Annotated in this window: 18 protein-coding genes and 2 rRNA genes; 14 read left to right on the top strand and 6 right to left on the bottom strand. The window is 54.7% G+C overall.

What is annotated here, in order from left to right; all coding sequences use genetic code 11:
* The 10 genes from G565_RS0113400 to G565_RS24120 all read left to right on the top strand — a co-directional run.
* Positions 1 to 121 (top strand): 23S ribosomal RNA (locus G565_RS0113400); the annotation flags it as partial.
* 207 nt (positions 122 to 328) lie between these two features.
* A 5S ribosomal RNA gene (gene rrf / locus G565_RS0113395) occupies positions 329 to 444 on the top strand.
* A 276-nt stretch (positions 445 to 720) separates the two neighbouring features.
* Positions 721 to 1134 (top strand): c-type cytochrome, encoded by a 414-nt coding sequence (locus G565_RS0113390; protein ID WP_028671379.1) that lies wholly within the window; start codon positions 721 to 723, stop codon positions 1132 to 1134.
* Between the two features lie 316 nt (positions 1135 to 1450).
* Complete coding sequence (locus G565_RS0113385) at positions 1451 to 2446, top strand: glutathione S-transferase family protein (protein WP_028671378.1); 996 nt, start codon at positions 1451 to 1453, stop codon at positions 2444 to 2446.
* A gap of 100 nt (positions 2447 to 2546) precedes the next feature.
* Entirely contained in the window at positions 2547 to 3449 is a 903-nt protein-coding gene (gene lgt, locus G565_RS24125) for a prolipoprotein diacylglyceryl transferase (RefSeq protein WP_084649380.1), read from the top strand.
* Positions 3446 to 4240, top strand: coding sequence for a thymidylate synthase (gene thyA / locus G565_RS0113375; protein ID WP_028671377.1), 795 nt, complete (start codon positions 3446 to 3448; stop codon positions 4238 to 4240). Before lgt ends, thyA begins: the two co-directional genes overlap by 4 nt.
* A gap of 156 nt (positions 4241 to 4396) precedes the next feature.
* On the top strand, positions 4397 to 6802 hold the full coding sequence (locus tag G565_RS0113370; protein WP_028671376.1) for a Lon protease family protein: 2406 nt from the start codon (positions 4397 to 4399) through the stop codon (positions 6800 to 6802).
* Between the two features lie 334 nt (positions 6803 to 7136).
* Positions 7137 to 9086, top strand: coding sequence for an acetate--CoA ligase (gene acs / locus G565_RS0113365; RefSeq protein ID WP_028671375.1), 1950 nt, complete (start codon positions 7137 to 7139; stop codon positions 9084 to 9086).
* A gap of 246 nt (positions 9087 to 9332) precedes the next feature.
* Positions 9333 to 9980 carry a response regulator transcription factor gene (locus tag G565_RS0113355; RefSeq protein ID WP_051207885.1) on the top strand — a complete coding sequence of 216 codons (648 nt, stop codon included), beginning with the start codon at positions 9333 to 9335 and terminating at the stop codon, positions 9978 to 9980.
* 199 nt (positions 9981 to 10179) lie between these two features.
* A complete protein-coding gene (locus G565_RS24120) occupies positions 10180 to 10419 on the top strand; it encodes a hypothetical protein (protein WP_037339204.1) in 240 nt (79 codons plus the stop codon).
* A gap of 78 nt (positions 10420 to 10497) precedes the next feature.
* On the opposite strand, the gene G565_RS24115 is transcribed toward G565_RS24120, so the two are convergent.
* On the bottom strand, positions 10498 to 10890 hold the full coding sequence (locus G565_RS24115; RefSeq protein ID WP_157600084.1) for a hypothetical protein: 393 nt from the start codon (positions 10888 to 10890) through the stop codon (positions 10498 to 10500).
* A gap of 159 nt (positions 10891 to 11049) precedes the next feature.
* Entirely contained in the window at positions 11050 to 14544 is a 3495-nt protein-coding gene (locus G565_RS0113340) for a PAS domain-containing hybrid sensor histidine kinase/response regulator (RefSeq protein ID WP_028671373.1), read from the bottom strand.
* Positions 14545 to 14971: 427 nt separating this feature from the next.
* Here G565_RS0113340 and hemH point away from each other — a divergent pair, with 427 nt between their 5' ends.
* On the top strand, positions 14972 to 15982 hold the full coding sequence (gene hemH / locus G565_RS0113335; protein ID WP_028671372.1) for a ferrochelatase: 1011 nt from the start codon (positions 14972 to 14974) through the stop codon (positions 15980 to 15982).
* 103 nt (positions 15983 to 16085) lie between these two features.
* Here the strand turns inward: hemH and G565_RS0113330 are convergent, their stop codons facing one another.
* The 4 genes from G565_RS0113330 to G565_RS0113315 form a co-directional block, all read right to left on the bottom strand.
* Positions 16086 to 17132 (bottom strand): ExeA family protein, encoded by a 1047-nt coding sequence (locus tag G565_RS0113330; RefSeq protein WP_028671371.1) that lies wholly within the window; start codon positions 17130 to 17132, stop codon positions 16086 to 16088.
* Positions 17133 to 17206: 74 nt separating this feature from the next.
* Positions 17207 to 18124, bottom strand: a complete 918-nt coding sequence (locus tag G565_RS24110; RefSeq protein WP_051207882.1) for an XrtA system polysaccharide deacetylase — start codon at positions 18122 to 18124, stop codon at positions 17207 to 17209.
* A gap of 26 nt (positions 18125 to 18150) precedes the next feature.
* The gene (locus G565_RS0113320) at positions 18151 to 19491 is read right to left on the bottom strand and encodes a nucleotide sugar dehydrogenase (RefSeq protein ID WP_084649379.1); all 1341 of its coding nucleotides are present in this window, start codon (positions 19489 to 19491) and stop codon (positions 18151 to 18153) included.
* A gap of 30 nt (positions 19492 to 19521) precedes the next feature.
* Entirely contained in the window at positions 19522 to 20397 is an 876-nt protein-coding gene (locus tag G565_RS0113315) for an XrtA system polysaccharide deacetylase (RefSeq protein ID WP_037339224.1), read from the bottom strand.
* 305 nt (positions 20398 to 20702) lie between these two features.
* On the opposite strand from G565_RS0113315, the gene G565_RS0113310 reads away from it, so the two are divergent.
* The 3 genes from G565_RS0113310 to G565_RS0113300 are packed head-to-tail and all read left to right on the top strand — an operon-like array spanning position 20703 to position 24264.
* On the top strand, positions 20703 to 22100 hold the full coding sequence (locus G565_RS0113310; protein WP_028671368.1) for a TIGR03013 family XrtA/PEP-CTERM system glycosyltransferase: 1398 nt from the start codon (positions 20703 to 20705) through the stop codon (positions 22098 to 22100).
* Positions 22100 to 22747: an XrtA/PEP-CTERM system exopolysaccharide export protein gene (locus tag G565_RS0113305; RefSeq protein ID WP_028671367.1), complete on the top strand. Its 648-nt coding sequence runs from the start codon at positions 22100 to 22102 to the stop codon at positions 22745 to 22747. Before G565_RS0113310 ends, G565_RS0113305 begins: the two co-directional genes overlap by 1 nt.
* Entirely contained in the window at positions 22747 to 24264 is a 1518-nt protein-coding gene (locus G565_RS0113300) for a hypothetical protein (RefSeq protein WP_028671366.1), read from the top strand. The genes G565_RS0113305 and G565_RS0113300 overlap by 1 nt, the downstream gene beginning before the upstream one ends.
* Positions 24265 to 24282 lie beyond the last annotated feature (18 nt).

Raw genomic sequence — 24282 nt, 5'->3', positions numbered from 1 at the left:
TTTCCCTGAGACTTCGAGTCTCCTAAAGGGCCCAGGAAGACTACCTGGTTGATAGGCAGGGTGTGTAAGCGCTGCGAGGCGTTGAGCTAACCTGTACTAATTGCCCGTGCGGCTTGGCCATATAACGCCCAAGAGGTGTTGGGTCGCCGACGGATCGATACGACGCTGAAGACCAGCAAACGGCTGGTTGGCAGTGAAAGAGAGTACGGACACGCTTGGTCCTGAAGAACCGCATTTTTGAGAAGCACCAGACTTGATTAGAGCGCATTCGGTGCGCTGTTACGACCGGTTATCGAAACCGGCCATACAACAGCCGCCAACCAGTTTGCTTGACGACGATAGAGCTGTGGAACCACCTGATCCCTTGCCGAACTCAGAAGTGAAACGCAGCCTCGCCGATGGTAGTGTGGGGTCTCCCCATGTGAGAGTAGGTCATCGTCAAGCTTTTAATACCAACCCCAGGCCAGAGATGGTCTGGGGTTTTTTTATGCATGGGGAGACCCGCTTTTTATGTGGGGTCCCGAATCGTCGGACCGCCCCATATAAGAGTAGGTCATCCCAACCACGGTAGGCAACTCGTCCACCACCCCGGTTCCGAAAGGTTCCGGGGTTTTTTATGCACGGAGTAATACCCTTTTACAGCGAATGGTTTTTCAACGGCGTCTTAACTCGTTATACTTCGCCCACCTTCGAATTTGATTACATAATACAGGTCTGATAATGAATAAACTGCTAGGTCTGATCACCGTAACCCTGTTGGCGGGTTTCGCCTGGGGTGAGTCTTATGAAGATCAGGTGCGCGAGCGCTTGTCGCCAGCTGGTAATGTGTGTGTTGAAGGCCAGGAGTGTGCAACGGCAACAGTTGCAGCTTCCGCCCCGCAGAGTTCTGAACCGAGAAGCGGTGACGCAGTCTACACGGCTGCCTGCGCAGCGTGTCATACCTCAGGGGTATTGGGTGCCCCGGTTTTTGGAGATGCTGGTCAGTGGTCTGCTCGTCTGGAACAGGACACCGCAACTCTGTATGACCACGCCATTAACGGTATCGGTTCCATGCCAGCCAAGGGCGGTAATGCCAGTTTGAGCGATGAAGAAGTTCAAGCGGCGGTTGACCACATGATTGCCGCAGTTCAGTAAGCGGCGTTCTGCACAGCTCGGTTTTCTAACACCGGTTGCTGTAACTTGTTCGATCAACAGAAGAGCCAGAACAAGGCGTTTATACGTCTTGTTCTGGCTTTTCTGTTTCCCATCTACCCTTTTGTCGGTTGAAATTGGATCACTGCCCCGTCTTCAAATATTCTGAAGACCGGGGTCAGTTTCTTCTGCTTTTCTCACCCCCTCTTTCCGATACCATACTTGTGAATAATCAAGGGCTGTCGACAGACGATGGCTTGGGCCCGGTGTCTTCATGCAGTCAACTGTGTGGAGGCTATGACCACCAGAGGAGAACACCATGGGGCTGTTAGTAAACGGACAATGGCAGGATAAGTGGTACGACACCAGCAAGAGCGGTGGTAAATTCGAGCGCGAAGACGCTCACTTTCGTAACTGGGTCACCAGCGACGGTGAAGCTGGCCCTTCCGGTCGTGGCGGATTTAAGGCTGAAAGTGGCCGCTATCACCTTTATGTGTCCATGGCCTGCCCCTGGGCCCATCGCACCATGATCTTCCGCAAGCTCAAAGGCCTGGAAGAGCACATTGGCCTGTCAGCCGTGCATCCGGACATGCTCGAACATGGCTGGACGTTCGAAGGGCCTCAACTCGACAGCCCAACGGCAGTGGGCGATCAGCTACACGGCAGCCGCTATTACCACGAGCTGTATACCCGCGCAAAGCCGGATTACACTGGTCGGGTAACGGTACCGGTTCTCTGGGACACCCATCAGAACACCGTTGCCAGCAATGAGAGTGCCGAGATCATTCGCATGTTGAACAGCGAATTTGATCACATTACCGGGAATACACTGGATTATTACCCCGAGTCCCTGCGAGCCGAGATCGATGCCGTCAACGAGCGCATCTATCACACCGTGAACAATGGTGTGTACAAAAGTGGCTTTGCAACCACTCAGGAAGCCTATGAAAAGGCGTTTGATGAGTTGTTCGACAGTCTTGACTGGCTTGAAGACCGCCTGAGTAAGGCGCGTTACCTGGTAGGTGACCAGGTCACAGAAGCCGATTGGCGACTGTTTACTACCCTGGTTCGGTTTGATCCGGTGTATGTGGGCCATTTCAAGTGCAACCATAAGCGCATAGAAGATTATCCGAACCTGCAGAACTATGTACGGGATCTTTACCAACAACCCGGAATCGCTGAAACGGTGGATCTGGTGCATATCAAGCGGCATTACTATTACAGTCACAAGACCATCAACCCGCATGGCGTCATTCCCAAAGGCCCTGCACTGAGCTTTGACGCCCCCCACGATCGGAGTCGTTTCGACCGCTGAGTGTTTCGCAGCTGAGGAACCTGTGTAAGAGACCACACCGGTTTCTCAGCCTAGCTGGCTGGGGTATCATCCGCACTCGGTTTCAGCGGAACTTCACACCATGATTCACCCTCAATTCGACCCGGTGGCCCTCTCACTGGGGCCTCTTCAAATACAGTGGTACGGCCTCATGTATCTGGCCGGCTTTGCAGCCGGTTTATACCTGGGTATCTGGCGTGCACGCAAACAAGCGTGGCGTGGCTTTACGTCAGATCAGGTTCAGGATCTGCTGTTCTACATCGTTGTCGGTATCATCCTGGGTGGCCGGGTCGGCTATGTCTTGTTCTATAATCTGGATCAGTTCTTCCAGAACCCCCTTTATCTGTTTCGCATCTGGGAAGGCGGCATGAGCTTCCATGGCGGCTTCCTCGGAGTGTGCCTGGCGGTCATTCTCTTCGCCCGAAAAACGGGCAAACCCATTTTTGCCGTGGGCGACTTTGTCGCGCCGCTGGTACCGCCGGGTATCTTCTTTGGCCGGTTGGGTAATTTTATCAACGGAGAGCTCTGGGGGCGGCCCACCGACGTTTCCTGGGGTATGATCTTTCCACAGATTGATGGTTTGGTGCGACACCCATCACAACTCTACCAAATGGCGGGAGAGGGCTTCGGGCTGTTCATCCTGATGTGGTGGTTCAGCCGCAACCCAAGGCCGCGTATGGCGGTTTCAGGTCTGTTTATGGTGGGCTATGGCGTGTTTCGGACGGCAGCTGAGTTTTTCCGTGAGCCAGATGAACACCTGGGTATCCGGGCGCTGGGCTTCCTGACCCAGGGAATGATTCTGAGTATTCCGATGCTGTTGATCGGTGTACTCATGCTGGTCTGGGCGTATCGTCGCAACGTGTTCGATACGGTACCAGCGGCTGATGACTCCGGGTCAGGGCCAACACCAGCGTCAGCGTCCAAAGCGGGCAAGTCACGCTCTAAAAAGCAGCCCGGCAAGTCGGGCAAAGGCAAGCGCACATGAAACAATATCTGGATCTGATGCAGCGCATCAAAGAGGAAGGGACCCGCAAGGCAGATCGCACCGGCACTGGTACCATCAGTATTTTCGGACATCAGATGCGGTTTGACCTGAATCAGGGCTTTCCACTCGTTACCACCAAAAAACTGCATTTACGCAGCATTATCCATGAGTTGCTGTGGTTTCTAAGCGGCGATACCAACATTCAGTACCTGAAAGACAACGGGGTGCGCATCTGGGACGAATGGGCCGATGAAAACGGTGATCTAGGCCCAGTGTATGGTCAGCAGTGGCGTCACTGGCGCACGCCCGATGGCGATACCATCGACCAGATCAGCCAGGTTATGCATACCCTGAAAACCAACCCTGACAGTCGCCGCATGCTTGTCGTCGCCTATAACCCGGCGGATGTCGACAGGATGGCACTGCCGCCCTGTCACAGCCTGTTCCAGTTTTACGTCGCCAATGGCCGGCTCAGTTGCCAGTTGTATCAGCGTTCCTGTGACGTGTTTCTGGGTTTGCCATTCAACATTGCCAGCTATGCATTGCTGACGCACATGGTGGCGCAGCAAGCCGGTCTTGAAGTGGGTGATTTCGTCTGGAGTGGGGGGGATGTTCATTTATACCTGAATCACCTTGAGCAGACCGACTTGCAGCTCAGTCGTGAGCCTTTCCCCTTGCCCCGGCTGCGCCTGGCACGAAAACCGGATTCCCTGTTCGATTACCGGTTTGAAGATTTTGAGATTCTCGACTATCAGTCACACCCGCACATAAAAGCTGAAGTCTCGGTCTGACTCATTGCCTATAATCCCGGACACGGATGTTCCGGCGAGATCGATGACTGACAGGTCATGGTTCTCGGAAGAAAAGTAACACTACACTTTATTGCTTTTCGTGTTTTGGAAAAGACAGGAAGCCTTTTTCAATAACATGGCAGAGTAAGGAACGTCATGCCCAACACAACCAGCACCCCGACAGCGGACAGGCTGCAACCCGAGCAGCTCAAGGCCCAGGTCTCACTGGAACATCTGCTCATTGAAACCTCGGATGATCTAGAAGGTGTGAGTGGTTTTCTTGGCCAACCCCGCGCCAAAGATTCACTCGAATTCGGCATCGCCATGCGCGGCTCCGGGTACAACCTTTATGTGATGGGTGCGTCCGGTACCGGCCGTCAGTCACTGGTGTCGAAGTACGTCAAAGACCTGGCTGAGTCTCAGCAGTCGCCAACCGAATGGGCCTACATCAATAACTTTGAAAACGTTCGGGAGCCGATGACCCTGGAGTTGCCTGCTTCGCGTGGCGACGATCTGTTGAAAGCCATCAACAGTTTCATCAGTGAGTTGATGGATACCTTTCCGGCCGCTTTTGAAAACCCGACCTACCAGCGGAAACGCACGGCGATCGATCGTGAGTTCAATCAGAAATACGATGCTGCCATGGCCGTGGTTGAACGGTTTGCCAACCAGCATGAAATTGCGGTTGTCTCCGATGGTAGTACTGTGATGCTGTTGCCGGTTATCGAGGGCAAGGCACTGGATGAAACCGAATTCGCTCAGCTACCAGAAGAATTGCGCAGCGAGTTTCAGCGACGTATCAGTGAAATAGAAGAACACCTCAACGAGCAATTGCTGGAAATGCCCACCTGGCGTCGAACCAGTTCTGAAAAATTGCGCGAGCTGAACAACGAAACTGTGCAGCAAGCCATCAAGCCGTTGCTGAAGGAATTGGAGGTTCGTTACCAGAGTCAGCTGTCTGTGTTGCGCTACCTGCGTGCGGTGAAACAACACTTGCCGCCACTGATTCTCGAGTTGTATTCTGATGACATGGGCCTGGAAGTTCGCTCGGATCAGGAACGCAAGCAAACATTGCAAACCTACCTGCGTCCCAACTTGCTTACCCAGCATGAAATGAACGCCGGCGCACCGGTCGTCTATGAAATGCTGCCGACCTACCAAAACCTCTTTGGTCGCATTGAATACAGTACCCAGCAAGGCATTCCGGTGACCAACTTTCAGTTGATTCGGCCAGGCAGTTTGCTGCGCGCCAATGGCGGGTATCTGATTCTGGATGCCGAAAAACTGTTGATCGAACCGTTCGCCTGGGAAGCGTTGAAGCTGGCGCTGAAGACCAAGCAAGTGAAAATGGAATCGCCTTTTATCGACGCGTCGCTGATGCACACCATCACACTCAGTCCGCAGAGTATTCCATTAAACGTCAAAGTCATTCTGATTGGTTCGCGTGATATCTACTACCAGTTGCAGGAGTGGGACCCCGAGTTCAATGAACTGTTTCGGGTACCGGTCGATTTTGACAACTTCATTCCACGCAACGCTGAGACGGTAGACAACCTGATACTGCGCATCAAAGCCTATGGTGATGACAAGGGGTTTCGCCCGTTAACCCGCGCCGCCCTGGAGCGGCTGGTTGAATTCAGCCTACGCGAAGCGGAGCATCAGTCGCGTCTTTCCGCACAGGTGATTAAGGTATTCAAAGTGTTTGCCGAAGCGGATTTTCTCTGTCGGCATGACGATGCCCGGGTGATCGACGCAGAACACATTGAGCGTGCTCTGAATGCGGCGGAATACCGCAACGGTCGCATCGCTGACCAGATGCTGATGGAAATTCAGGAAGGCACCGTGTTGATTGACACTCAGGGCGAGCGTGTCGGATGTGTGAATGGCCTGACGGTAATGGAAATTGGCGAGAGCCGGTTTGGCTCGCCGGCACGCATCACCGGCACGGTGCACGTGGGTGCCAAGGGTGTCGTGGATATCGAACGGGAAGTTGAACTCGGTCAGGCGATTCACAGTAAGGGCGTGATGATCCTCAGTGGTTTTCTCGGCCATGATTTTGGCCGTCAGTTCCCGCTGACGCTGTCGGCACACATCGCCATGGAGCAGAGTTACGGCGCCATCGATGGCGATAGCGCGACGGTCGCTGAGTATTGCGCCCTGATCAGTGCCATCGCCCAGATTCCTGTGAACCAGGGCTATGCGATAACCGGCTCTATGAACCAACTGGGCGAAGTGCAGGCAGTTGGTGGCATTAATGAAAAAATTGAAGGTTTCTTCAAGTTGTGCGAATTGCGTGGCCTGACGGGCCAGCAAGGCGTGATCATACCCGCCGATAACGTCAAGCACCTGATGCTGAAGCAGGATGTCATCGAAGCGGTCAGCGCAGGGCGTTTTCAGATTCAGGCAGTCCGGCATGTCTATCAGGCGCTGGCATTGCTGACCGGGCGGCAGCCGGGCGAAGCCGACAGCAAGGGGCTGTTTACGCCGGAGTCGGTCAATGGCCAGGCACAGGCCGCGCTGAAGCAATTGTTTGAGAATTATCAGGATACGGACGAAGAGTGAAAGCCGGTAACGCCGCTCTCTCTCCATGTTATGGGAAAAGAGTTAAAGGGGGCGGCGCGGCTATTACGTTTGTGGTTTCAAATTGTTTGTGATGAAACCGGAGTTGTGCCCTCTATCCGGCCATCTCCCGTGAGACGGGAGGGGCAGGGTAGAACAGGGGTGGCTTGAGACGAATCGACTAATGTCGCATTGTGGTTCCATCACCAAAAACAACAATAGGAGGCTACACTCGACTAGCCATGGCCAGGTGTGGACCCCTGTTCGATATCACGGACGAACAGGGTTTGTAGCCGGCGGCCAGAAACCATTCAAAACAAGAACATAGGGGAAGAATATGGACAGCAAGGTCTATCCAGTGCCTGCGGCGGCACGAGAACGTGCCCTGGTTACTTCTGAAGACTACAATCGCCTGTATCAGCACTCGATTGATGACAACGAAGGCTTCTGGCGCGAACAGGGGCAGCGTCTCGACTGGTTTAAGCCCTATACTCAGGTTCGCGATGTCAGTTTCGACAAAAACAATCTTCACATCAAATGGTTTCACGACGGCACCCTGAACGTCGCTTATAACTGCATCGACCGTCATCTGGCCACGAAGGGCGATCAAACCGCTATCATCTTTGAAGGTGATGAACTGACCGACGAAAAAACCGAGATCACCTATCGCCAGCTGCACAGCCATGTCAGCCGTCTGGCGAACACGCTGAAAGACTTGGGAGCCAGGAAAGGCGACCGGGTTACCATCTACATGCCGATGATCCCCGAAGCCGCCTACGCCATGCTGGCCTGTGCTCGCATTGGTGCGATTCACTCGGTGGTTTTCGGCGGTTTCTCGCCGGATGCCCTGGCCGGGCGAATTGAGGATTGCGATTCCAACCTGGTCATCACCGCTGACGAGGGCGTGCGCGGTGCCAAAGCCATTCCTCTTAAGAAGAACGTCGACAAAGCACTGGAGCATTCGGGTACCGAGTGCGTTAAAAAGGTTCTCGTCGTGCGACGCACCGGTGGCCAGGTAGACTGGAAGGAAGGCCGTGATGTCTGGTACCACGAGACCGTTGACCAGGCGAGCGACGATTGCCCGGCCGAGGAGATGAACGCAGAAGACCCGCTGTTTATTCTTTATACCTCCGGGTCAACCGGCAAACCCAAGGGCGTGTTGCACACCACGGGTGGCTATCTGGTTTATGCGTCGCTGACCCACCAGTTTGTATTTGATTATCAGGATGGCGATGTTTACTGGTGTGCCGCCGATGTTGGCTGGATTACCGGCCACAGTTACATTCTCTACGGACCCCTGGCTAACGGCGCCAAGACGCTGATGTTCGAAGGGGTGCCAACCTACCCATCGGTCAAGCGTATTGCTCAGGTCATCGACAAATACGGGGTTAATGTCCTGTACACCGCGCCAACCGCGATTCGGGCGTTGATGGCCAAAGGCAATGAAGCAACCGAGGGCACTGATTTGTCCTCCATTCGTCTGCTGGGCTCGGTGGGTGAGCCGATCAACCCTGAAGCTTGGGAGTGGTACCATAACCACTACGGTCGTGGCGAAGTCCCTATCGTTGATACCTGGTGGCAGACTGAAACGGGTGGCATTCTGATCACCCCGCTACCCGGTGCGACTGATCTAAAGCCCGGTTCAGCCACTCGCCCCTTCTTTGGCGTACAGCCAGCACTGGTCGATAACGCAGGCCGTGAGCTCAAAGGTGCGGTGGAAGGCAATCTGGTCATCAAAGACAGCTGGCCAGGCCAGATGCGCAGTGTGTATGGCGACCACGAACGCTTCGTCCAAACTTATTTCAGCACCTACGAGGGCAATTACTTCACCGGTGACGGAGCCCGTCGCGATGAAGACGGTTACTACTGGATTACCGGCCGGGTCGACGATGTACTCAACGTATCCGGGCACCGGCTTGGTACCGCAGAGATTGAAAGTGCGCTGGTCGCCCACCCGTCAGTGTCTGAGGCCGCTGTCGTGGGCTACCCGCACGACCTGAAAGGTCAGGGCATTTACGTCTACGTCAGCCCCATGGCTGGCGTGGTGCCCAGTGATGAATTGACCAAAGAGCTGGTGCAGTGGGTGCGCAAGGAGATTGGCCCAATTGCTTCACCGGATCTGATTCAGTGGACCGATGGCCTGCCTAAAACACGTTCCGGTAAGATCATGCGCCGCATTTTGCGCAAGATTGCTGCTAACGAGCAGGACAGCCTGGGCGATACGTCGACTCTGGCCGATCCGTCGGTGGTGGACGAGCTGATTGAGCACCGTCTGAATCAGAAATGAGCCGACTCCCGGTCCTTTCATGAGTGACCGGAGAGGGAGTTTATCGTCAACCCGGCCCTGAGCCGGGTTTTTGTTGGTTCACAGATGCCTAAAAACAGGTCAAACTGGGTGTTGGTATCCATCAGCGCTGATCGCTGACCCTGTGCGATGACCGACTACAACAAGAAATGAACCAATAAGCCAATGCCGGAGCGCCTCAGGCCGGCCTGGCCATGCTGCTTTGCAGCCTCAGCAATAGGAATGCCCATGTCATATCAGCTACTCATTGCCGATGACCACCCTCTGTTCCGGGATGCATTGATGATGGCCTTGCAGCAGGGTGACTTGAGCGACAGCACCATTGCGTTGGCCTCGACGCTGGAAGAAACCTTGTCTGTGCTCGAACAACGCCAGGACCTTGATCTGCTAATGCTGGATTTGCGCATGCCAGGCAGCGATGGTTTCTTCGGCCTGATTCAGATTCGTAAAACCTTTCCGGACGTACCGGTTGTGGTGATCTCGGGTACCGATGATCCGGCAGTCATCTCGCGTACTCGAACCTTCGGTGCCCTGGGGTTTATTGCCAAGTCGGCCCCGACTGACGCGATCCGACAGTCGGTGCTGGCCATTCTGAACGGTGACGAAGTCTGGCCGGAAGGGGTGGACGCGACACCGGAAGACGACGAATTGCTCGACATCGTAAGGCGCCTCGGGGAACTGACTGATCAACAGCGTCGGGTTTTGCAGCACTTGCAGCAGGGGCGCCTGAACAAACAGATTGCCTATGATCTGACGATCTCGGAAGCCACCGTGAAAGCTCACGTTACCGCTATATTCCGCAAGCTGGGCGTGTTGAATCGAACCCAGGCCGTCATTCTGGTCAACCGTCTGGCGATGGATGCTGAAAACACCTGAGCAAATGCAGTCGGTCGGCACACCTGACCAAAAGCGTCACATTCTGGCTGTTACGGCATAAGGTGTGAGCCAGTCCCCCCCTGAAGTGCTGACTGAGCGGCTTTTCCAACATTGGCACACTTCTCGCTCTATGCTCTGTGTAAGCGACTTGAATCGTGGTATTTGATTCAGTACCCAGTGGGAAATAAGGGGAAGTGACATGACCTCCACACTTAAACGCAGCGCCACCCGCCAGAGCCAGGACGACTCGGCCAGTAAGGTTGTGCATTTGTATCAGGTTCGTCCTGAACTCGCGCTGGCGCATCTCAAGCGCACCACCGGACTCGATTTCGATTCAGTTCCGCAAAGTCTGGTTCATCATATAAACCAGGCCCGGGAAGACGATGACCGGTATTCAGAACCGCCGATTCTGACCGACGTCGTGGAATGTCACGGCTGACAGTCTCGATGGACTGCAGCCGTGAGTGTGAGGCGATGATTGGTTGAATCAGCTCGAACCATCCATTGCAATGATGAGTTAGTTTTCCGATGAGCCCCAAATAACTTTCCGTGCAGGCCGGGACCGCTCAGTAGACTTGTCTTGCACAGGCTGGACAAAGAGTTCATCGACTACGTAGTGGTCAAGATCACTCTGTAGGATGACATCAATACGCTCAAGCCGGCCCGTTAACTTAAGGTTAGCGACGCCAGACAGCAATAATGTTTTACTGTTGATTCTTCCCTGATCTACCGCAACGTCCCTTACGCCACTGGCATCGCGATAACGAAGCAGCAACCGAACCGGGCTGTTGTCCTGGGCGTCAAAACGTATCCAACTGGCTACGTTAAAGCGTTTTTGCCATCGCTGTGTAACGGCGATCTGGTTCGGCGCGCTAAAGATGTGCTCCGGAACCTGGGTTAAAATGTGCATTTTCTGCATCTTGTGGATCCTCCTCGAACCATTCAGCTTATAGAATCGCCCGATTCAGTTCAGAGCATCAGGTCTCAACTTGAGCATTTGCATCCTACAAATCGGTTATATGCCGGGTTGGATGTTACCCCGGTCTAACCACCGTTCCCACACAAGCTCTCATACCGCCGTCATTGCTCTGAGCAATGACCTCAGAGTGGCTGGTTTCACCGGTTTTCGCAGGTAACTCAACCCTAGCGCTTCCGCTTCGCCGCGCAGCTGGTCATCAGGGTGTGCCGTAATCAGTATGCCTGGGACGGCCGCTTTCCAGTGCTCGAGCAATAACGGGTAGAGCGTCAGCCCTGTCTCACTTTCGCCTAAATGGTAGTCGAGCAGCACCAGGTCAGGTTTTGGCACCGTCATGGCCTGGTTTCCACTGGTCGCAAAGTGGGTTTCGCAGCCCCAGCGCTGCAACAGGGTGACCAGCGCATCGACATTCTGCGGTTCATTGTCGATGACCAGTACCTTCAGTGTCAGGTCTGATCGGGACGCTGCTGTCACCGTCTGGGTTGGCTTCAGAGCCACGGTAGGCTTCGCCAAGGGTAGCTCAACTTCAAAGCAAGAGCCTCTGCCAGGTCGTGAATAGACTCGTACAGGGTGTTGAAGTAACTGGCTCAGACGCGTTACCACACCCAGCCCCAAGCCCACACCCTGGGCCTCCTGGCTATGTTGGTCAAGCCGCGTGAAGTCATTGAAAATGCGCTGTAAATCCCGGTCATCGATGCCCAGGCCACTGTCCCAGACCTGAATCACCACCCGGTTTCCGCGTTTTCGGGCACCCACCAGAACGCCCCCTTCACGCGTGTATTTAATCGCATTGGACACCATATTCTGAATGATACGGCGCAAGGCATTCGGTACTGATTTCACCGTTAGGCGGGTGTGTCGGACTCGTAACTGAAGGTGTTTTTCCAGGGCAACGGGCTGAAACTCGTTATCGATGCCCAGCAACAACGGGCCGAGTGCCATGGGCTGTGCCTCGGGCGCCTCTTCCTGACCGTCGAGCCGGGCGATTTCGAGCAGCGTCGACATCAGTTCTTCGGTGGTGCGCAATGACTGGTCAAGCTTGCCCAGGGTCGACTCCCGGGGCCATTGTTCGGCCAGAGCCGCAGTGTAAAGCCGGGCCGCATTCAGCGGCTGTAGAATGTCGTGGCTGGCCAGGGCCAGAAAGCGGGTCTTACTGGCATTGGCGCGTTCAGCTTCACTCTTTGCGGCCAGTAGTGCCGTTTCGGCCCGCTCGCGTTCGCCGATTTCGGCACGCAGTTCGACATTGATCAGCCTGGCGGCTTCCGTTCGTTCAGCCACTCGAATCTCCAGCGTATTCTTGGCTTCCTGAAGCTCATCCTGAGCCTTTACGAACTCGGTAATGTCGTTAAAGGTGGTTACAAAGCCACCACCGGGCAACGGATTACCCCGAATCTCGATCACCGAGCCATCACGCCGCACCCGAATGAACCGGTGCGAAGTGCCTTTTTTCAAGTGCTCTATTCGGCGTTTGACGTGTTCATCCGCAGAACCAGGCCCGCATTCTCCGTGCTCGGCATTGAACCGGACCAGCGTCTCCACGGGTGCGCCGACCCGAATCATGCCCTTTGGGTACTCGTACATCTCCAGGTACTTTCGGTTCCAGGCGACGAGGTTCATGTCACCGTCGAGCACCGACACTCCGTGATCGATATTCTCCAGCGTTGCTGACAACACCTTCTGGTTGAATTGAATCGCCTGGGTGGTTTCATCAAAGAAGGTCACCACATCTTCAAAGTTCAAATGCCGGCCCGACAAGGCCGAATGCATCATGGCCCGGGCTGAGCTGGCACCGATGACGCCTGAGAGAGTCCGCTCAACGTAGCGGATGAAATCGGCTGTCGGGGCTTCCTGAGGGTTCAGGTGCAGGTGATTCACCCGTTCGAAATCCTCAATCAGCGTGCGGGTGCGGCCATATCCGGCGAAGCGCTCCATCATCGAAATCAGCTCACCGGTACGAATGGTGATTTTACGAGGCACCTGCCCCGGGTGATGCAAATGCTCATCGAGATTGACGTAGGCGGCCGCCTGCATGCGATCACTGAGGCTGGGCTGGGTACGACGGGATAACCAGATATACACGACGGTATTGGCCAGCAGGCTGAAGAAGACGCCGTGGCTCAATGAATCGCTGAATTCGAAACCGAACAGGGCCTCTGGCTTAAGCCAGTCGAGACCGAACAGGCCGTGCTGCAAAAACGTCTCAGGGAGCATGGTCGATCGAACCAGCGTGGGCAGCATGAGCGTCCAGGCCCACAGCAGGGTGCCAATCAGCATACCGCCATAGGCGCCCCAGGCATTGCCCTTACGCCAGAAGAGGCCGCCGATCAGCGCAGGCATCAGCTGTACCACCAGCGAAAAGGCTAGCAAGCCGATGGTCGACAGTTCATCTATGCCGCCAAAGCTGTGGTGGTACAGCCAGGCCGCCAGAATGACGCCGACAATGGCGAGACGCCGCACCAGAATCAGGGCCGGGCCAACCTGGCGTCTCGGTTCGGACATGCGCCCGCGCATCAGCAGCGGCAAAATAACGTCGTTGCTGAGCATGGTTGAAAGCGTCAGGGTGGTGATCACAATCATGGCGGTGGAAGCCGAAAAGCCACCAATGAAGACCAGTGCGCTGAGCCAGTTCTGTTGGGTGGCCTGGGGGATCAGCAAAACGTAGGTGTCGGCATTGACGGCATCGGCCGGAAACAGCATTAACCCAGCGGTGGTGATTGGTAAAATCACCAGACTGATCAGAATCAGGTACAGGCTGAACCCCCAGCGGGCGTGGTTCAGATGGCGCAAGTCCGTGTTTTCTACCACGGTCACATGAAACTGGCGCGGTAACACCAGAATGGCGCTGGCTGCCAGCACGGTTTGCGTTATGAAATTAAGGGAAGGCCCATTCCAGTCGAAGACTTCGACTTGCCGAAACGTCGTCATATAGTCGGCGGGGCCATTAAAGAACACGTAGATCACAAAGAGTGCCAATGTCACCAGTGCCGCCAGCTTGATCACTGATTCAAACGCTATGGCCAGCATCATGCCGCGATGATGTTCTGAAACATTGACCTGTCGGGTCCCGAATAGGGTAGCAAAACCGATCATGGCCAGGGCGACCATCAGAGCGGTATCGCTGATGCCGCTTTGCTGAATCAGTACCGGATCGACCAGCACTTCAAGGCTGGTCGAGACGGCCTTCAACTGCAGCGCTATGTATGGCACCCCCGCCAGCGTGCAAATGGAGGTTACAACTACGGCGATGCCGTTGCGCTTGCCATAACGCGAAGCCAGAAAGTCGGCGATAGAGGTGGTGTTCTGCCGGTGCCCGAGTTTGACCAGTTTGATCAGTAATGGGCCACCCAGAGTAAACACCAGGATCGGCCCGAGATAAATGGGCAGGAACTCCCAGCCACCGCTGGCGGCGCGGCCGACACCGCCGTAGTAGGTCCAACTGGTGCAATAGACCGCCAGCGACATTGAATAAATGCTTGCATTGATCCAGCCCGGCCAGCGTTTCTCTTTCTGCCGGTCGCCATAGAGAGCAATCATGAACAGGACGGCCACATAGGCGATGGCCAGTGAAAATAGCGACCAGGGGTTCATCACGGGGAGCAGTGCCTCTTATTATTATCTATAGTCTCATTATTGGCGCTGGTTATATTCAACCAATTAAGCACTCCTTCTCCCGTTCGACGGGAGAGGGCCGGGGATAGGGAACCAAAGCAGTAACGGCTACGCCGTCCCCCTCTCTCTAGCTCTCTCCCCCAATGGTGGAGAGAGGACGGTTGTGTCCGGCAGTGCGAGCGACTGGCACTGGATATATTTAACCAACTAACGGCTCCCTCTCCCGTCCCACGGGAGAGGGCTGGGGAGAGGGTTCGCTTCTGCTTGTCTTCGTCGTTGAACCAGCAACCTGTGTTGTCCGTATTCTCATCGCACCGGTCACGTTACAATCGATTACCAGTATTCACGGTGTAACCCTCGCCGTAAAGATCTACTCGCTCACAGCCCCCCGACGGGAAGGAACGGAATGACTAAACCCGAGCAACATCCAGACGTAAAACACGGTCGCATCGGCGTCTTGCTGGTCAACCTGGGCACGCCTGATGCGCCCGATACCGCTAGCGTACGCCGCTACCTGCGTGAATTCCTGATGGACCGGCGCATTATTGAAGCCAGTCCGCTGATCTGGTGGCCCATTCTGTTCGGCCCTATCCTGACGTTTCGCCCGAAAAAATCGGCGGCGGCCTATCAGAAAATCTGGCTGACCAACCCGGACGAATCCCCATTGCGTCGTTACACCCGCGAACAGGCTGAAGGATTGCAAGCACAGCGCCCGGAATGGGTGATCGACTGGGCTATGCGTTATGGTACGCCTTCCATATCCTCACGCATTAATGCTTTGGTCGCCCAGGGTTGCGACCGCCTGTTGGTGCTACCACTGTACCCGCAGTATTCGGCCACCACGTCGGCCTCGGTCACTGATGCCGTCTTTGACACCCTGAAAAAGATGCGTTGGCAGCCCACGCTGCGCGTCGTGCATCCCTGGCACGATCATCCGGCTCACATTGGTGCCCTGGTTTCCCAAACCCGGCAACAACTGGCAGCGCTCGAGCAAGAGCCTGAAGTACTGGTGTTGTCTTTTCATGGCTTACCCCAGGCCTATTTCGACAAGGGTGACCCCTATTATTGCCACTGCCAGAAAACCGCCCGTTTGCTGCGCGAAGGTCTGGGCTGGCCGAAAGAGCGAGTGCGGGTGACTTTTCAGTCACGACTGGGGCCCACCAAATGGCTACAGCCTTATACCGCCGAGGTGCTGGAAAAACTGCCGGAGGAGGGGATTAAGCGGATCGCGGTAGCAACCCCGGGGTTTGTATCGGACTGCGTAGAAACGCTTGAAGAAATCGCCATCGAAGCGCGACATGGCTTTTTGGAAGCTGGCGGTGAGGTGTGCGATGTCCTGCCCTGTCTGAACGCGAGTGACGACAGCATTGAGATGCTGAACACGATCGTTACTCAGGAGTTGCAGGGCTGGGCATAAACCGGTGTCTGGCTTGCGCGGGTGCAGGCCTCTCCAGGCCTGCATTTAATCGCTATGGTACTTGGAACGGGGTGATTTGATCCATCCCGGTAAAAAGCCGGATTCAGCTCCTGCGTTTTGGATTCAAAGGTTTGACGTTGCTCGGGGGTGCATCCTGTTGACTGACCAGGCGGTCGAGCTTGGCATCAATTCGCTCAAGGGCGCTGGCGATGCGACCCAATGCGCTATTGTCGGCCGGGTCTGAAGGGGGCTGGGGCATCGTTTGTTCTGCGTCTGTCGGGCCGCTCCCTGTGGCTGTTGCGGCTTTTCCTTGTTCATCGCCGGCTTCTGCTTCCATGTGTGCCATGAAGGTTTCACCCATCAAGTCCTGGCGTATCTCGACCAGATCAGCGGCATTGATGTGGTTTCGGTCATCGGAGTAGGCGCACAGCATCAGGCCGTCACACAACTTGTTGATCAAACGGGGGATGCCTTTACTGAGTGCGTATACCTGTTGCACCGTATCGGCATTGAACAGAGTGTCGCCTTCATAACCGGCAATAAACAGTCGATGGTCAATGTACTCCCCGGTTTCTTTTGCGCTCAGCCCGTTAAGGTGGAAGAAGAGTTTAACCCGTTGAGCGAGCTGCGGAATGTTATATATAGCATCTTTCAGTTCCGGCTGACCCAGTAGGATTACCCGCATTACCGGCCCGCCTTTGCCTTCAAGACCCGACAGCATCCGAATGTCTTCCAGATTCTCCCGACTCAGGTTTTGGGCTTCATCCACCGCCAGCACAACCGGAATGCCGTCGTTAGACAATTTTTGCAAATAATCGTTGATCGCCAGCAGCATGGAGACTTTGTTTTTGTCGTCGTAGGGCAGACCTGCCTGGCGCACGATCAGATGAAACAGATCGTCCGATTTCAAATTGGTGTAGGCAATGTGAAACAGTTTCAGGTCCTGGTTCAGCCCACGCATCAGCTTTTTCAGCAAGGTGGTTTTCCCCGAGCCGATTTCGCCACTGATCACGACAAACCCTTCCGGACTCCAGACGGCTGAATCCATGTACACGAACGCGCGTGAATGCTGCTGACTCATATAAATGAAGTCATCTTCCGGCGCCATCCTAAAGGGGTGCCGTTGCAGGCGGAAATGTTCGAGGTACATGTTATTGCATCCAGTTGGGTGCCCGGGCGGGGCACCGAACAGTTCTAGGTTTGATGACAGACCTGGTCATCGGGTCAGACAGCTCTTCCGAGTTCATGCGCATAAAACACCGTATCATCCGGTTGGTACTGCCGGTAACTGTTTGACACAGTATCGAACTGAAAGTCATCCAACAGTCGTTCCAGTCGAGCATAGCACCGGTCCAGGTTCGTGTAGTGCCTGAATCGTGAAAACCAGCTGGCGGTATCGAACCGGGGTTGGTCCGGATCGATCTCCCAGGGGTGCAGATAGAACATCTGGGGAACACTGTCACCCTGGCTTGCTTGTCGAAACAACTGTCGGAATACAGGATAAGGGAATTGTCGAAAATAACCACCACCGGCTGCGGGAATCGAGACGCCCATAACCTGTGCCGTTGTTAATGGAAACTCGCGTAGGGTTTGCCCATTGGCAGCTTGGAGTAAGTAAGGCTCGCGCGGGGAGCCGGGGATTCCGTAGTTATCGTGGCGGATCGGAAAAATGCTGGAATCCCAGGTAAACCCGAGCTCGGTCAAAACATCCAGCGCCCAGAGTGAACGCTGGGTGATTGAATAGCTCGCCGCCCGGTAGCCGGTCACCGGTTGTTGAATAATGTCTTCAAGCAAGGCCTTGGAGCGGCGGGTTTCTTCCGTGAAAACATCGCGTGTCTGATTGTAAATAAGCTGATGGCTGTAACCGTGCGATGCAATTTCATGGCCATGGTCAGCCAATTGTCGAATCAGCTGCGGGTAGCGTTCGGCTACCCAACCAAGTACGAAAAACGTCGCTTTAACACCTTTTCGCTCGAATAACTGCAGTAATGCCTCGGTATTGGCCTCCACCCGAGAGGGCATGGCAGCCCAGTCGGAAGGTTTAACCACTTTAGCCAGTGCCGCCACGTGAAAGTAATCTTCCACGTCAATGCTCAGCGCATGGACGACGCGAGTCGGGTCGATTTTTTTAACATGAGTCATGTCGATTCTCCTGCGGCTGGCCGCGGTTACAGGCGCCAGACCGGCAATTGCAACGCCGCACAATGGGTCCGATCGAGAATGCATTTAATATCGAAAACGCCTGCTCCGGGAACGAGCATGCTTTGCAGGTCAGCCGGTGTCATCGCCCGATATTCGTTGTGGGCCACGGCGATGACAATGCCGTCGAGCTGGTGCAGATCTTCAACTTTTGCCAGCGGCAACCCGTATTCATGCAAAGTGTCGGCTTCGTCGGCGTGTGGATCATGGACCACGACCTCTACATCCCAGCTGCGCAAGCTGCGAATGACATCAATCACTTTTGAGTTGCGAATATCGGGGCAATTTTCTTTAAAAGTAATGCCGAAAATGCCCAGGCGTGCTCCCTTGACTGGCTGATTTCGGGCAACCAGCTGTTTGACTATCTGAGTCGCCAGAAACTCGCCCATTCCGTCATTGATTCGGCGCCCAGCCAAAATAACATCCGGGTGATACCCGAGTTTTTCTGCTTTATGCGTCAAATAATAGGGGTCAACACCGATGCAATGCCCACCGACCAGGCCGGGTTTGAACGGCAGGAAATTCCATTTGGTTCCGGCGGCTTCCAGAACTTCAGTGGTGTCGATGTTCATGTGGTTGAAGATGATGGCCAGTTCATTCATCAGCGCTATATTAAGATCGCGTTGCGTGTTTTCGATAACCTTGGCTGCTTCGGCAACCTTGATCGACGGTGCCCGGTGCACTCCGGCGGTCACCACGGATTCGTAAACCCGGGCGACGATGTCGAGAATCTCGGGAGTTTGGCCAGACACGATTTTCAGGATATTGGTGAAGGTGCGTTCACGATCTCCCGGGTTGATCCGCTCGGGCGAGTAGCCGACAAAAAAGTCGATGCCGCAGGTTAGTCCGGACAGGCGTTCGAGAACCGGTACGCAGTCTTCCTCGGTGGTGCCCGGATAGACGGTCGACTCATAGACCACTATATCGCCCGGTTTTAAGTGCGGGCCTAACGTTTCGGATGCTTTGATCAGGGGCGTAAGGTCGGGTTGCTTGGAGTCGTTGATCGGCGTGGGGACGCAGACAATGTGAAAGTCGGCTCGTTGCAGGTCTGCGGCGTCGCTGGTAAACAAAATGTCGGCCCGGTTCAGATCATCGAGGGCAACCTCGCCGGTATGATCATCACCGAGCCGCAATTGTTGAATGCGGCGAGTGTTTACATCGAAACCCACGCAACCATGCTGATGGCCGAACGCAACGGCAACGGGCAGACCAACATACCCAAGGCCGATGATTGAAATCCGGCGGTTGTGAGGCTCCTGGTCGGCAGTAGCGGATGCACCGCGAGCGGTTCGGGTTTGATTCTGGGTCATAGTCACATCCTGTGAGAGTAAAGTGGTCAGTCAGGTCAACTGAACGAGCGAGCCGTCCAGGTTGGTATAGGTGGTTGCCCAGCGGTGGTCAGTCAGGCTTTGGCTCAGGGTGGTAAAATCAAAGTCACTCAGCAGACGCTTAAACTTCTTGAAGCAGGGCTTTAGGTGGCGGTAATGGCGCAGCCGTGAAACCAGGCTCAGCCCGTTGAAGTGCGGTTGTTCCGGGTCAATTTCCCAGGGGTGCAAATAGAAGACTCTGGGCGTATGACCACTCTGGCCAGCCGATTGGAACAGATACTTGAACAGCGGGTAGGGCAGTTGACGAAAAGACCCACCGCCGGAAACCGGCACTTGTAAGCCCATAAAATTTGCCGTGGTAAATGGGAACTCAGATAAGCTACGGCCCGATCGGGTAATAATGGTGTATGGCTCTGACGGTGTTTCCGGCAAGCCGTACTGATCGTGATAGATCGGATAAATGCTGGCATCCCATTTGAACCCGAGTTCAGCCAGTACATCAAGCACCCAGAGAGAGCTGCGGGTTACCGAACAGTTAACCGCGCGATACCCGTCAATCCGTTGACCTGTCTGGTCTTCAAGCAAGTGTTTGGCCCGGCGGGTTTCTTCCCTGAAGGTTGCGGGAAGCTGGTCGTGTGCCGATTCATGATGGTAGCCATAGCAGCCGATCTCATGGCCAGCGGCCGCAATGCGATGCACCAGGCTGGGGAAGCGTTCCGCAACCCAGCCGAGTATGAAAAACGTGGCCTGCACCTGTTGCTGGTCGAACAATTCAAGCAACCGATCTGTGTTCATTTCGACGCGGGAAGGCAAGTTGTGCCAGTCAGCCCTGGAAACAGCACCCGCCAGCGCCATCGTATGAAAGTAGTCTTCCACATCAATGGTCATGGCATTTTTTGCTGCTGGGCAGGGGGCTGTTGAGGTTCCGGCGAGCATGGCTACATCCTGTAACATCGTACCCGGGTATCGGTCGTTGGAATAATACCACTGGGTTGGCTATCCTTTGAAAAGCGAGTTTACTGCTTCTGTGCGAAAGATGCACTAGTGGTTAATGCATGTGGATTACCAGGGGCAAGACTTGTGATTTTCAAGGAAAAAGAGCACCATAATAGGGGATAGCCATCGGAGTTGGCTGTCCCATTGGTGTTAACACCTTGGGTCATAGTTCCAGATTATTGGGCAAGGAAGCTACCATGTCGTATATCCGTATTCGAAAGCATTATCTGCATGTTCCCTACCTGGCACTCGGCCTGCTCGAGTTTCTTGTGCTGTTTCTGAGTTTTTATGTGCTCAGTCAGATCCAGCAGGCATTCGATTTGGTGCCGGTTTCATACAGCCTCTGGTCTTCTCTTTTATACGCATCACTGCTCAGTGCGGGCTCGCTTGCGATGGGCGTTTACCTGGCCATGATGCGGGAAGGTTTTGCCGCCATGTTCTTCCGAACACTGGTTGCCTTTTGTTTTCTGGGATCCCTGGGGCTGACGATTGTAACGGTGATCTGGCCTGCTCTGGATGTGGGCAGTTCCAATTTGTTCTGGGCGGTGATGATCTCGACCGGCATCACGCTGCTGGTTCGGCGTGCTTTTGTGCACCTGGTCGATTCCGACCAGCTTTCGCGCCGGATTCTGGTGCTGGGTACCGGGCAACTGGCCGGTCAGATTCACCGTGAGTATGAGCGGTATCGGCGCAGCCTGGGCGTTCGCATCCTGGGCTATCTCGGCAATGCCGATGAAACCCTCCCAGCCAGCGCCTGCATGCCGACCCCCGATGATTTGTTTACCTTTTGTAAAAACAACCGGATTTCCGAGATCGTCGTGGCAACACAGGAGCGTCGAAGAACCGAAGGCGCCCAGTTCCCGTTAGACGACCTGATACGGTGTAAGCTGGGTGGCGTTCAGATCTCCAGTGCCCAGGCCTTCTACGAGCGTGAACTCAACCGAATCGACCTGAATTTGTTACAGCCCTCATGGATCATTTTCTCCGACGGCTTTAAGGCTTCCAAATCCCGGGATGCCGTTAAACGACTGTTCGATTTGGTGGTCAGTGTTGCGCTGGCCATCGTGCTGGCGCCGATCATGCTGTTTGTGTTTGCCGCTGTTTACATTGAGTCGGGCCGGCCATTTGTTTATAGCCAGATTCGTACCGGACAGCATGGCAAGCCATTCAAAATCTACAAAGTCAGAAGCATGCGCCAGGATGCAGAGAAAGACGGAAAAGCAGTCTGGGCCAAAGCGCAGGATTCCCGCGTAACCCGGGTCGGGGCGTTTATTCGCAACACCCGGCTGGATGAAATTCCCCAGCTGTACAACGTCATTCGCGGCGACATGAGTTTTGTCGGCCCGCGGCCGGAGCGTCCGGAATTCGTTGTGGATCTCGAAAACAGCATTCCCTTCTATACGCATCGACACGCGGTTAAGCCCGGCTTGATGGGATGGGCACAATTGAATTATCCCTACGGTGCGTCTGTTGAAGACGCGCGGTGCAAACTTGAGTACGACTTGTATTACGCCAAAAATCACAGTTTCGTCATGGACATACTGATCATGATTCAGACGGTTGAAGTCGTTCTGCTGGGCAAAGGAGTTCATTGATGACTGTTTCAGACTTTAGGCAACACTGTGCAATAGCCATTGGTGCGGTTTGCGCTCTGATGCTGGTCGGCTGCGCTGCATCCGGTGTGAACAGTGGGCAGGGGCCGGAAATCACCTACAAGCGCGAGGCCTATGTGATTGGTATTGGTGATCAGTTGCGGGTCGATGTCTGGCGAAATCAGGAGTTAACCCGGGAGCTTATCGTCAGACCTGACGGACAGATCACCATGCCTCTGATGGGGGACATGCAAGCCGAAGGGGAAACTCCCGAAGAGCTGGCTGCCGCCATTTCAAATGAGCTGGGTGTCATTATCATTTCACCCGAAGTCAGTGTCACTGTGACCAACCCGGTCAGTGTCGCCTACCAATATCGGGTGCGGGCGATGGGGCAGGTGAATGAACCGGTGTCGATTGCCTTCGTCGACGGGATGACGGTGGTGGATCTGGTGTTGGCGGCGGGTGGTATCAGCCCTTTTGGTGCCGGCAATCGGGCGGTCCTGAACCGGGATACACCTGACGGCTATGTTGAATACCCAGTCCGGCTGGATGACATTCTAAACAAAGGGGATATTCGGACCAATTACCCACTGCAACCCTCCGATATCCTGACGGTGCCTGAGAAATCGGTGTTTCGGGGAGAGCTCTGATGGATCCGAGTAATATTAAAGATTTATTGCAGTCACTCAAGATGGAAGCCCTGCGCTACCGCTACGTGATCGCGGCCCTGTTTATTAGTGTCTCAGCGATCGTGCTGGTTGCCGGCTTTATGATGCCCAAGACGTATTCCTCCAAAGTGATTCTGTATGCGGACGTCAGCAATATCATCGGCAATCTGCTGGAAGGTCAGGCGGAAATAACCCGTATCGACCGGGCCAAGGAGGCGCGCGACATTGTATTTACCGACCGTATTTTACGGCTGGTCGCGGTCGGCAGTGGGTTTGAGAAACCGGAAGAGAGCATTCCCCGTTTGCGCAGTGGTTTGAGTATTACAGCGAATGGCGATTATGTGGAGATCGGCTACCGGTCGAGTAATGCAGACCAGTCATTCAAGGTCGTCAGCGCAGTTACTCAGGAATTTATCGAGGAAACCTCACGTAAGAAGCGGGAAGAGAGCCGGGGTGCCTTCGAATTTATTGACTCTCAGGTTGTTTCCTACCAGCGCCAGTTGGAAGTGGCGGAAAACCGGCTTAAGGAATTCAACAGCCAGAACATTGATATCACCGAGCAAAGCGTCACGAATCGGGTGAATGGAATCAAAAACGAAATTCAGACACTGCGCTTGTCAGTGCAGGACAGCGAAGCACGGCTGCGAAGCTTCGAAACCCAGATGTTGAGTGAGCCGGAATTCCTGACGGTCGAGCGGGATATCGTGCCCACCAGTCGCGAACGCCGTATGGAAGCCTACGAAGAGCAACTGGCTGAACTTCGACTGAGCTATCGGGATACGCACCCGGACATCGTTAACCTGATAGAGCAAATGAGCGTTCTGGACACCCAGATCGAACAGGCGCGGATCGACAACCCGGGTCGCAGTGCTGTCGAGCGGGTAGAAAACCCGGCGATGACCAACCTGAAAGAAATGATCAGTAATGAGCGGGCCACCTTGAGCGCAGCGCGACAGCGGTTGAATAACCTGAATGAATTGCTGGAGTCAGAGTATGCCAACGCCGAGACTGTGGCGGCTAAACAGGCACGACTGCAGGAGCTAACGCGTGACTATTCCGTGACCAAAAGTGTCTATGAAGACATGCTGCAAACCCGCGAAAATGCCCGTTTGTCGATGACATTGGATATCGAAGGCCAGGGCGTGACGTACAAAATCCATGAACCCCCCTCCTATCCGGTGAACTGGGATGGTCTGCAGCTGGTCCATTTTGCGGCCCTGGGTCCATTGCTCGGGCTGTTCCTGCCGTTGGGGTTAACCGGGGCACTGGTTCTGTTCGATCCGCGGGTGCGCTCAGCCAGTTTCATGGAGTCGCAATTGCCCGCTCATGTGCAACTGGTCACGAGCATTCCGCTGTATAACAGTGCTGTGAGCGAAGTGGCCAGTAAGCGCAGCCTGATTTTACTGGCGTTGCTGGTGCTGGGCTATATGGCGGTCTATGGCTACGTAGTATTTGGTGCATCGCCTGAACTGATCAGCACCTTTTTGCCAACTTTGTAACGCCGTGCCGGAGTATTG

Origin of the sequence: Saccharospirillum impatiens DSM 12546, from assembly GCF_000423605.1 — a bacterium.
GTDB classification, from domain to species: Bacteria; Pseudomonadota; Gammaproteobacteria; order Pseudomonadales; family Natronospirillaceae; genus Saccharospirillum; species Saccharospirillum impatiens.
The sequence above is the reverse complement of the archived record's forward strand: the minus strand, read 5'-3'. Positions and strand labels throughout refer to the sequence as shown.